The sequence below is a fragment of the Corynebacterium kroppenstedtii genome (assembly GCF_016894245.1).
GTDB lineage: Bacteria > Actinomycetota > Actinomycetes > Mycobacteriales > Mycobacteriaceae > Corynebacterium.
In genome coordinates this window covers 1547386-1558536 of record NZ_CP069792.1, presented here as the reverse complement: position 1 = coordinate 1558536, position 11151 = coordinate 1547386, and the positions used below count along the sequence as shown (strand labels likewise).

At 54.8% G+C, this 11151-nt stretch carries 9 protein-coding genes and 2 tRNA genes; 3 read left to right on the top strand and 8 right to left on the bottom strand.

The window, feature by feature from the left end:
- Window positions 1–121: 121 nt before the first annotated feature.
- On the bottom strand, window positions 122–1117 hold the full coding sequence (locus I6J23_RS06820) for a malate dehydrogenase (RefSeq protein WP_204581422.1): 996 nt from the start codon (window positions 1115–1117) through the stop codon (window positions 122–124).
- Between the two features lie 680 nt (window positions 1118–1797).
- On the opposite strand from I6J23_RS06820, the gene I6J23_RS06815 reads away from it, so the two are divergent.
- The gene (locus I6J23_RS06815) at window positions 1798–2670 is read left to right on the top strand and encodes a TetR family transcriptional regulator (protein ID WP_052722194.1); all 873 of its coding nucleotides are present in this window, start codon (window positions 1798–1800) and stop codon (window positions 2668–2670) included.
- Between the two features lie 65 nt (window positions 2671–2735).
- Here I6J23_RS06815 and clpX read toward each other — a convergent pair whose 3' ends face one another.
- From clpX to I6J23_RS06785, 6 genes are all read right to left on the bottom strand, one after another.
- Window positions 2736–4004 carry an ATP-dependent Clp protease ATP-binding subunit ClpX gene (clpX, locus tag I6J23_RS06810; RefSeq protein ID WP_204581421.1) on the bottom strand — a complete coding sequence of 423 codons (1269 nt, stop codon included), beginning with the start codon at window positions 4002–4004 and terminating at the stop codon, window positions 2736–2738.
- Between the two features lie 192 nt (window positions 4005–4196).
- Entirely contained in the window at window positions 4197–4817 is a 621-nt protein-coding gene (locus I6J23_RS06805; RefSeq protein WP_041629449.1) for an ATP-dependent Clp protease proteolytic subunit, read from the bottom strand.
- A 65-nt stretch (window positions 4818–4882) separates the two neighbouring features.
- The gene (locus I6J23_RS06800; RefSeq protein WP_204581420.1) at window positions 4883–5521 is read right to left on the bottom strand and encodes an ATP-dependent Clp protease proteolytic subunit; all 639 of its coding nucleotides are present in this window, start codon (window positions 5519–5521) and stop codon (window positions 4883–4885) included.
- A gap of 174 nt (window positions 5522–5695) precedes the next feature.
- The gene (tig, locus tag I6J23_RS06795; protein WP_204581419.1) at window positions 5696–7183 is read right to left on the bottom strand and encodes a trigger factor; all 1488 of its coding nucleotides are present in this window, start codon (window positions 7181–7183) and stop codon (window positions 5696–5698) included.
- 104 nt (window positions 7184–7287) lie between these two features.
- Window positions 7288–7364 (bottom strand) — tRNA-Pro (locus I6J23_RS06790).
- Between the two features lie 361 nt (window positions 7365–7725).
- Window positions 7726–7797 (bottom strand) — tRNA-Gly (locus I6J23_RS06785).
- Between the two features lie 390 nt (window positions 7798–8187).
- On the opposite strand from I6J23_RS06785, the gene I6J23_RS06780 reads away from it, so the two are divergent.
- Together I6J23_RS06780 and I6J23_RS06775 are read left to right on the top strand one after the other, a co-directional pair.
- The gene (locus I6J23_RS06780) at window positions 8188–9966 is read left to right on the top strand and encodes an ABC-F family ATP-binding cassette domain-containing protein (RefSeq protein WP_204581418.1); all 1779 of its coding nucleotides are present in this window, start codon (window positions 8188–8190) and stop codon (window positions 9964–9966) included.
- A gap of 246 nt (window positions 9967–10212) precedes the next feature.
- A complete protein-coding gene (locus I6J23_RS06775) occupies window positions 10213–10449 on the top strand; it encodes a helix-turn-helix transcriptional regulator (RefSeq protein ID WP_204581417.1) in 237 nt (78 codons plus the stop codon).
- A 221-nt stretch (window positions 10450–10670) separates the two neighbouring features.
- On the opposite strand, the gene I6J23_RS06770 is transcribed toward I6J23_RS06775, so the two are convergent.
- Window positions 10671–11147 carry a ribose-5-phosphate isomerase gene (locus I6J23_RS06770; protein ID WP_204581416.1) on the bottom strand — a complete coding sequence of 159 codons (477 nt, stop codon included), beginning with the start codon at window positions 11145–11147 and terminating at the stop codon, window positions 10671–10673.
- Window positions 11148–11151 lie beyond the last annotated feature (4 nt).

The following is an 11151-nucleotide window of genomic DNA, read 5'->3' as shown; positions in this document are numbered from 1 at the left end:
TATGCCGTTTCGGGGCAACGACAGCATAAGGCCCGGCTCTTCCACCAGGGAGAGCCGGGCCTTTATCAACCGTTCATCAACGGCCTAACAACCGATTATGAGCCGTCGAGGGTTGCCAAGGCTAGATCAAGCCGCTATCTTCCACGACCTTCTTCTCGTTACGGAGTTCTTCCACATTGGCGTCGATGAGCTTGCGCTGTGCGTCGGAAATCTCCAGATCCTTAACGACTTCCCATTCGCCATTAACTGAGCGGCACGGCACAGAGGCCACCAGGCCTTCGTCGATACCGTAAGAACCATCCGACGGAAGCGATACCGATACCCAGTCGCCCTCCGGGGTTCCGGCGAACCAATCGCGCATGTGGTCGATGGCCGCTGAAGCTGCTGATGCAGCCGAGGACTTACCCCGCACCTCGATGATCTCAGCCCCACGCTTGGCAACACGCGGACGGAACTCATCGGCTAGCCACTTATCATCGACTTTGTCAGCAACCGACTCCCCATTGACCGTGGCGTAGGTGACGTCGGGGAACTGAGTAGCAGAGTGGTTACCCCACACCGTCATCTTCGCGAAGTCTTTCACCGGGGCACCGAGTTTTTCAGACAGCTGAGCCAAGGACCGATTGTGATCCAGACGGGTCATCGCGGTGAAGTGGTTCGCTGGGATGTCGGGAGCACTAGCCTTCGCAATCAGGCAGTTGGTATTAGCAGGGTTCCCCACGACGAGGACGCGCACGTCCTTAGCAGCGTGATCGTTAATTGCTTTACCTTGGGGCCCGAAAATCTTGCCATTTGCTGCGAGGAGATCCGAACGTTCCTCCCCTTTACCGCGGGGCTTGGAACCAACTAAGAAAACCGCCTGAGCATTCTCGAATGCTTCCTCCGCCTTATCCGTTACGGTGATACCGGTTACGAGCGGGAATGCAGCGTCAAAGAGCTCCATCGCGACACCCTGAGCAGCGGAAACAGCCTGCGGAATATCGAGCAAGCGGAGGTGAACCGGGGTGTCCTTACCAAAGACATCACCGGAAGCAATGCGGAAGAGCAAAGAGTACGAAATTTGTCCGGATGCTCCGGAAACAGCAACGTTGACGGGATTCTTTCCTTCAGCAGTCATTAAAACCTTCCCTAAAAATCGGTGTACCGCGTACCAGCCGTTCATTGTCGGGCCATTCACCTACTACGAGCGGGGTGAGTTGCCCAGAAAAACTACGGAACGGTAGGTCTGCGCTCCCCCAACGATACTCCTTAACCGGGCCACCCTGCATTTACAGATTTTTATTGGAATCCCAGAACACGTCGCCAACTCCTACGGTCTGCGTGACTACGGATGTGGCGTGGCGTCGGCTCCACACCGATCCTTCCACACAGCGACATTGATTGTGCTCTCCACGTGATAGCGATGCTCTCCGCGTGATAGCGATGCTTTCGGCAAGGGGGTAGTTCCTCGCGCCGATCGTATAAAGGCGGGCATTGATCGGAACACTATGCGCTTTACTACCCCCGAAAATGGTCAAAAATCCTCTGCAAACTGCGATAAACCAGGAGATAATGCAGAAAGTAAAAACTAAAGTCTACGATTGTGTTGGTAATTATGGCACCAGGTCGAGACCGTAACTGTTCCTCTACCACCGTTAGTCGATCAGCATCACTAGCACGTGGAGGTTGGTGGCGGACTGGATCATAAGCTCGTCGATAATGTGAACCAGTCGATGAGGGATCAAGGAGCATGAGGCAACAGACTCAGCACGCCGCGAACTGAAGCCATAGATGTCAACCCCGTTCGAAGTAATGAGTATGTCAACATCGCCTATACACAACGACTCCCCCTCAGCACCCGACCTCATTTCCATCGATACCGAACCTATCTCAAATGACGCTGAGACCTCAGCCCCTGAGCATGAGGAAATTCTCGACGCCGCGCTGACCGTTTTTTCTAACGTCGGCTATAACGAGGCTCGCCTTGAAAATATCGCGAGCGCGTCCGGTGTCTCTAAACGGATGATCCATTACTATTACGGCGACAAAAAAGGCCTGTACATGGAGTGTCTGCGCTATGCGGAAACGCTCCTCCATCCCAAGGCAGAAGATCTTATTCCTGACAGTGACGTGCCGGTTGAGGCGATCCGGCAGCTCATTGACATCCTTGTGAGGAAGTTCTTTGCTGAGCCACGGTCGGCGAGGATGCTAGCCATGGAAAACCTGCTTGGGATTCTTCCCCAAGACGCCGATGTACACATCTTTTCTGGTTCACCCGCCGTCCTACAGATCGGACGCCTACTCATGAATGGCCAGGATCACGGTGCGTTTCGGCCGGGAGTTTCCGCGATCGATATTTACTTCATTATCTGCGCGTTAGCGATGTTTCCCGCGTATAACCAGTCGACATTTCGATCTATGTACGACGTAGCCACCGGCGACGAAACCAACCGCGATGGCATTAATGCGCTGATTCAAGATACTGTGATCAGCCTATTAACGACGACGATGGCCACACGCGAGGGAGATTCCTACACCGTCACAACCGAGCAACTTCGCGCCAGTGAGCGTGAGAATACGCCACTATATGGTGACGGTGATCTCTTGGATGGCAGTGATGCACCGGCTCCTAATGAAACGAATCGATTCGACGAACAATTTGGTCCGTTCTCGGAGTTTTACCGCGACTAAGTCCGCGTGAACCGTCTGCAGCCATTCACGTTTGTGAAGTAGCCGGCCTTTGAGGTGACAGGCTCTTAGGCAGACTCCCTCTCTGCTTCCGTAGAGGAAATCAGCCTCGGTTCAGCACCTTCTGTGACGCATTCTTCTGAGATAACCACTTCAGAAACGTCTTCCGAGTCGGGAACCTCGAACATAACTGGCCCCAAGATCTCCTCGAGGATCGCCCTCAGACCACGGGCGCCTGTACCTCGTTCAATGGCTTTGTCGGCAATGGCGTTAAGCGCGCCCTCTTCCATGGTCAGGGTTACGCCGTCCATGTCGAGCAACCTGCTGTACTGCTTAACCAGCGAGTTCTTTGGTTCGGTCAGGACACGAACTAGTGCTTCACGGTCAAGATCATTCACAGTAGCGACGACCGGGAGGCGTCCAATGAACTCAGGAATTAGCCCGAACTTCACCAAGTCTTCTGGCTGGACGTAAGAGAACGCATCGAGTTCGTTTTCCTCTGTGGAGGACACGTTCGCGCCAAATCCAAGCCCCTGCTTTCCGCGTCGCTCACCAATGACTTTCTCCAAACCCGCAAAGGCCCCGGCAACAATGAACAAGACGTTCTTCGTGTCTAGCTGGATAAATTCTTGGTTCGGATGCTTCCGGCCACCCTGCGGCGGGACCGAGGCCACCGTCCCTTCGAGAATTTTCAGCAATGCCTGCTGGACGCCCTCGCCTGACACGTCCCTCGTGATCGAGGGGTTTTCCGATTTACGCGAAATCTTATCGACCTCGTCGATGTAAATAATTCCGCGCTGGGCACGATCAACATCAAAGTCTGCAGCCTGGAGGAGTTTCAGAAGGATGTTCTCCACGTCTTCGCCGACATAGCCGGCCTCAGTCAGGCTGGTTGCGTCGGTCATGGCGAAGGGAACATCAAGCATTCGGGCCAGTGTCTGTGCCAGATAGGTCTTGCCGGAGCCAGTCGGGCCCAGCATGAGGATGTTGGACTTCGCGATTTCTATATCGTCGTCAGACCTGTGATGGTCATTCTCATCGGCTTGAATACGCTTGTAGTGGTTGTAGACCGCCACGGCTAGGGTCCGCTTAGCGTCGTCCTGGCCGATGACGTAGTCGCCGAGAAAGTCGACGATCTGAGACGGTTTCGGTAGCGCCTTGTCCGTCTTCTGTGCGGGTGAATTATCAAATTCTTCTTCGATAATCTCATTGCACAGGTCAATGCATTCATCGCAGATGTACACACCTGGGCCCGCGATCAGTTTGCGGACCTGTTTTTGGCTCTTTCCGCAAAAAGAGCACTTCAGGACATCGGCGCTTTCCTGCATACGTGCCATAAATTACCTTGACCCCTAACGACTTCGTAGGCGTACAACCGTTAATGGTTGTCTATCCGAGACCAAAGCCCAGAATAGCAGCGAAACTCGTCGATTCCGTGCTCATTCTGGGCTCAGCGCCATCTCATTATAAAACTGGGCAGCAAACCGGCACTTCCGGTTCATCGGCCCTGGTGGCGTAGGTATTCCCCCCTACTTCTGTGCAGAGGCCTTCCGGTAATCAAATACTTGATCGATAATTCCGTATTCCTTCGCACCTTCTGCCGTGAGGATCTTGTCGCGGTCGGTATCGATACGGATCTGCTCCGCTGATACGCCAGTATGACGAGCCAAGGTGGTCTCCATCAAGGTCCGCATACGCTCAATCTCTGCGGCCTGAATTTCGAGGTCAGAAACCTGACCTTGCGTACCTTGCGTAGCTGGCTGGTGAATAAGAACGCGCGCGTTCGGCAACGCAGCACGCTTACCCGGAGTGCCGGCTGCCAACAAGACGGCGGCTGCCGACGCAGCTTGCCCCAAGCAGACAGTGACTACGTCGGGACGGACATACTGCATGGTGTCGTAAATGGCCATGAGCGACGTGAACGATCCGCCGGGCGAGTTGATGTACATCGTGATATCGCGGTCCGGATCTAGGCCCTCGAGAACCAATAACTGAGCCATGATGTCGTTAGCGGAGGCGTCGTCGACCTGAGTACCGAGGAAGATGATGCGTTCTTCAAAAAGCTTGTTATACGGATTGGATTCTTTAGCCCCAAACGAGCTGTGCTCGACAAATGATGGGAGAATGTAGCGGCTTTCTGGCATCTGCATGTGGGAAACCCCGTTCAGTTGAGAAGAAGAATACTGGTTGAGTTCATCGCTAGGGTTCGTGGCCACTACTCTGTCTCCTCCTTCGCGGATGTAATCACGTGGTCGACAAAGCCGTACTCTAAGGCTTCCTGGGCATCGAACCAGCGGTCACGGTCGGAGTCCTTTTGAATTCGCTCCAAAGATTGGCCGGTGTGCTGCGCGTTGAGTTCGGCCAAATCGCGCTTGGTGCGAGCGAATTGTTCTGCCTGAATGGCTATATCAGCTGCCGTTCCGCCTACACCTGCCGACGGCTGGTGCATCAAGATGCGAGCGTGAGGCAAAGCGTAGCGTTTGCCCTTCGTCCCCGCTGTGAGGAGGAACTGACCCATTGATGCAGCCAGGCCCATCCCGTACGTGGCGATGTCACACGGTGCGTACGTCATGGTGTCATAAATAGCCATTCCTGCGGTCACAGAGCCACCGGGCGAGTTGATATACAAGGAAATGTCGCGCGTCGGATCCTCGGCAGAGAGCAAGAGGATCTGTGCACACAGCCGATTGGCGATGTCGTCATTAACCTCGGTGCCGAGGAAGATAATGCGTTCCCGGAGCAATCGCTCAAAGACGGAATCGTTAAGGTTCAATCCTGCTGTCCCATTGTCCATGGTGGGGGCAGAATATTCCTTCTGAGTACTAACTCCAGTGTCATTTGAGGAAAAGTTCATTATGTACTCTCACTTTCCAATGTTTTTGGGTGCACCCCAGACTAGCTAATTCGGTCAAGAGTAGCTCGCCTTTTGTGCTCTGTTCGCTGTTAGCGTGCGTCGGTATGAGATGACGATGCCCCCACACCATTCGGGGCGTGGGGGCAGTGTCGAAATTATCCGCTAGTCAGCGGTTTATTTTTCAGTGTCCTCTGACTCGTCATCGGTGGGGGTTGCCACGGGAGCTTCCGCCGCTTGATCGAATTCAGCTGGCTCTTCAGTCTCGGTACCCGACGGCGTTGCTTCGCTGTTTTCAGAAGCATCAACATCGGCGGACCCGGTAGAAGTCTCATCGGTGTTTTCTTCTTCACCGAAGTATTCTTTCGGGTCGATCTCGTTGCCATCTGTGTCCTTGACTGAGACCGTGCAAATGGATTCAGCCAAAGCCTTGCCACGACGAACATCGGCGTAAAGGGCACCGATCTGGTCCGACGCCTGAATAGCCTGCATGAACTGCTGCGGTTCCATGCCGTACCGCTGGGCGGTGAACATGATGTGCTCGGTAAATTCCTGCTGGCTCACTTCTGGCTGGAGCTCGTCAGCAAGGGTGTCGAGGAACAACTGAGTCCGCACGGCCTCTTCGGCGCTGGATCGAGTGTCGCGATCGAACTCTTCGCGGCTGCTGCCCTGTGCGGCGAGAAGCTGGTCGAAGGCTTTCTCATCACCATTGAACTGCTGCAGAAGCTGGTTAAGTTGTCCTTTAACTTGCTCTTCGACGACGGCTTCAGGCAACTCGAACTCGGTCTTTTCCAGAGCCTTCTCAAGAACCTTGTCCCGGATCGACGAGGCCTGCTCAGCCTTCTTGTTTTCCTCGACCTGCTTTGCCAGGGACTCACGGAGCTCACCGATGGTGTCGAATTCCGAGGCGAGCTGAGCGAAGTCATCGTCTGCTTCGGGAAGCTCACGTTCTTTGAGCGACTTTACAGTGACAGTGACCTCGGCCTCTTCGCCTTCGTGGTCACCAGCAACGAGATTCGACGTAAAGGTCTTTGATTCATCAACCTTCATGCCCTCCAGGGCGTCGTCCAAGCCCTCAATGAGCTCACCGTTGCCAACCTGATGGGAAAGGCCTTCAGTCGTGGCTTCGTCAACGGGTTCGCCACCCACAGTCGCGGACAGATCGATGGAGACGAAGTCATCCTTCTGAACTGGGCGCTCCACTGCCTTCAAAGTGCCGAAACGTGCACGGAGGTTATCCAGCTCAGCGTCAACAGCGGCATCGTCTGCAACGAGCGGATCAACTTCGACAGCGATTGTGGAAAAATCGGGAAGGTCAATCTCCGGGCGGACATCAGCCTCCGCGGTGAACTCAACGAGCTCATTATCTTCCAACCGGGTGATGTCGATGGTCGGCTGCGTGAGGACCTTGAGGTCGTGCTCTTCGACGGCTTGGCTGTAGCGGCTGGGCAGCATATTGTTGATAGCTTGGTCGAGGATCGCCCCACGCCCGAGCCGAGCTTCAAGAACACGCGGAGGAACCTTGCCTTTACGGAAGCCAGGGAGTGTGACCTGCTGCGCCAGCGAGCGATAGGCTTGGTCGATCTCCGGCTGCAGCTCGTCAAAAGGAACTTCGACAGTAAGCTTTACGCGAGTCGCGCTCTGTTGCTCAACGGAGCTCTTCACGGATGCACACTCCTGTGGTGTCGTTGGTTATTCGGAAAACAATTTCTCTCTATTTGTGGAGACCCGGCCTGCCAAACCTCGCGTCTGACCGGCCGGGCCACTCCTGGTCGGGGTAGCGGGATTCGAACCCACGACCCCTCGCTCCCAAAGCGAGTGCGCTACCAAGCTGCGCCATACCCCGGTATGAAAGAAAGTCCACCGGCTACGTGCGCCGAAGACAACTAGAGTCTACGGGCACCGTTTTAGCCACTTTCAATGACCCCCACTATTCAGCGTTATCCACCGCAAAATACGTGGTGAAAGAGCTTTCGCTGATACTACACGGTCACCACGGCGATGGGCAATGGAGCGCAACGACGTCGTTCACTCCACTCCACCATGACAACAGCTCTCTGCCTTACGACGGCCCCTACGACTAGACGACGCTGCGGGCATCACGCAACCGCATTGCTACATGACGAAACCCGGCTAGTCCTCCACGATTGTGGAAAACTGGCCGGGCGTTCATGCCATCGGGACTTCTAATGTCTCCGATACAACGGAGGGAATGACGGGAATCGAACCCGCGTCTTCAGCTTGGAAGGCTGAGGTATTAGCCACTATACGACATTCCCATTGCGAAAAACGGCAGCTGAGCGAAATGCTACTAACATGCATTCCGAAGCCCACGAACCTTCTTTCCGCGGTGTGGTGCCATAGTACATTCTGTTCGCGGTTTCACCAAACCCGAACTTCCCGCAAATTATCCACTTCTATAGTTCACTTTCCGTAGTTCACTCTGCAGTGCACTCTACGACGTCGTTATTTACAAGCGACTCACATGCGACTCACGGTCGAAACGCTCACTAGCGCGGACACGTCATCCTCAAGCAAGCAACCACGTCAAGCAAGCAACCACGTCGCCCGTTACGCGAGCACCACCAGTAGCAATACCCCACAGAATAACGGTCACCCGCAGACCCGGCGCGTAAAATAAGGGTGACGACACTACCCCTGGAGGAACCATGCCTACCGATACTCCCCCCGCCCCGCTATCAGGCGATTCTTCCGCATCACTAACAGCAACGACTCTCTCCACTGATTTATCCCAGACGCAACTTATCGCCAACGGAGTCAGTTTTGATTATTCGGGGGTCCCGGTTCTCCGCAACGTCGATCTGACATTGTCAGCGGGCGACGTTCTCGGGCTGGTCGGCGATAACGGTGCTGGTAAATCGGCGTTAATGTGGGTTCTCTCTGGCCGACGCAAACCCACGAGTGGCGTCGTCACCCATGTCGGGCAACGTGTTCTTGGCTCGCAGGAATTAGAGGCGCCCTTCGATTCAACGGGCACAATGCTCGTTCACGAGGCTCTGGGGCCGTCACTACGCCGCCTGCAAGCATTCGAGGAGGCGACGGAGGCGCTCGCCAACGCGGACACCGGCGAGGAGGTTGCTCGAGCAAATGAGCGCTACTCCACCATCTTCTCCGATGTCACAGCCCACGATGACTGGAATGCCGAACATAATGCGGACATCATTCTCGACAGCTTGGGCCTCACCAATGACGACTCCACGACTGTTGATGGCCAACCATTACTCACCCGCAGAACAGCCAATCTATCTGGTGGTCAGCGGGCGCGGCTTGGACTAGCACTTACCCTCATTCGCAATCCCGAGATCCTCCTTCTCGACGAGCCCACGAACCACCTCGACGATCGCGGCAGAGAACTTGTTATCGATCACATTCGTAACCACGCTGGCGTAGTTGTCGTCGCTACGCATGATCGAGATTTTCTCGATGCGGTATGTACCCACATCGGCGATATCGTGCCCCGACGAGAGGGAATCCACATATTCAGGGGAAACTACACCGCTTATGACAAGCACCGTCGGCATGAGCGCGCGCTGTGGGAGCATCAATGGAGGACGGAGCAAAGGGAGAAAAATCAGTTAGAACAGGATATTGAGGCGCATCACGAGTCAGCCGGTCCGAAGAAGGCAAAGAGGGACAACGAAAAACTTATGTACGGAATGGCCGGTAACCGGGCCGAACGTCAATTATCCCGCCGAATCCGTGCAGCACGTCAGCGTCTCACCGAACTCGAGGAGAACGGCGTTGAACAGCCTCCTGCAGTTCTCGGCCTCGATGCGCCTTTGACTGCCCCCATCCCGCGTCGTCGGGTCGCCGCAGGATCAGACGAGGATTTCGCCGTTAAATTACAAGGACTCGTTGTCCCTGATCGTGTTCGCGTGGGGTCTTTGACTATTCGTCCTGGTGAAAAAGTGGTGATTACTGGCCCGAATGGAGCAGGAAAATCGTCGTTACTGGGGGCTATCGCCGGCGCGGTGCCAACAGAGAGCGGCCAAGTTCGCATTGGGGAAGACCAGCACATTGGCGTTCTCCGCCAAGAACAGCGATGGGAGGACCCCACACAATCAGCAGAAAATCTGTATGCGTTAGCACCCCACCCCACCGTGAGCTTCGACGAGCTTGGGCTGTTAGCACCAGAGGACGCTATTCGGCCAGTTGGAGACCTGTCTATAGGCCAGCAACGGCGGGTGGCACTTGCCCTGATCGCAGCCCGTCCTCCCCATATTCTCCTTCTCGACGAACCAACGAACCATCTCTCCGTCGACTTGATCGAGGAAGTACAGGATGCCATCGCGACCGCTGAGGGTACAGTGCTCGTTGTCACTCACGACCGCCGAATGATTAGCCGGTTGGAAGCTCGGCACCTGATTGTTGACCATCACGAGGTGGTGGAAGGGCAACGAGGGCACCGTACAGTCGAGTTCCAATAATTAGTTTTGGCAACCATATCGTTATCAGCACCCCTACTATGGGGTAACTTTTTTACCATCTCGATAACGAATGGTTAACGGTTCTTTATCGGGGCGACAACTACAGATTCTTTGGTAAGCAGCGCCTTTAAACGTAGGTTGAACACATACGGGGGTGTAATAAGTAGTTTAACGGATTTCAACCCGATTTAGCTGGAGTTTTGCTACATAGCGCTCCCCCATTTTTCGGGCGTACACTCCTGACTCATGACACCGATCCTTCTTGACAAAGACTCAGGACACGAGCTGTGGACCGCAGCGCAATGCGCTGAGTTTTCTGGTACAGCGCGGGGAACATTCACCAGTTACGCGGGTCGTGGTCGCGCACCGAAGCCAGTGGCAAAGTTCCAAGGGTTGACTCTCTGGGATTCTGAAGAAGTTAAGCACTGGCACGAAAATCGAGTTGACCGCAGGAGAAAAAACGACTCCGATACCCACGGTTAAGCGCCACCCTTATCAGGTTCTGCACACCGCTCTCTGATGATAAATTCTTCCCTTTGCTGGAGGGAGAACTGATAGAAGATAACACCAGTAAAGCAAAAGCATCTCTCGCGAACTACTACGCAAGAGATGCTTTCTTTTTATGGCAAGTTTATGCCCGAGCAGCCGGGTGCAGGCGACCAACGAGACAAACTACCGGCAACGCACACGGCCGTCCACACAAACTACTGGTCTTCAGGCAAAGCGGGCGCCATCCCCGTCCGTTCAAACTCCGCGAGAATATCGAGCCGCCGCTGATGGCGTTCCTCATTTGACCACGGCGTCTCGATGAAAGCGTCGACAATTTTTAGGGCTTCGTCCTCGGAGTGCTGACGGGCCCCTACGCCGATCAGCTGAGCGTTGTTATGTTCCCGGGCGAGCTTGGCGGTCTCCACGGACCACGCTAAAGCACACCGGGCTCCCTTGACCTTATTGGCGGCAATCTGCTCACCGTTCCCGGAACCGCCGATTACGATGCCCAATGATCCGGGATCATTCACGACCCGGGCAGAGGCCTCGATGCAGTAAGCGGGGTAATCATCCTTGGGATCAAAGGAATGAGCCCCGCAATCAACGATCTCGTGGCCGTTCTTTTCCAAATGAGCAGCAATAATATTCTTCAACTCGAACCCAGCATGGTCCGCACCAAGATAAACGCGCATATCT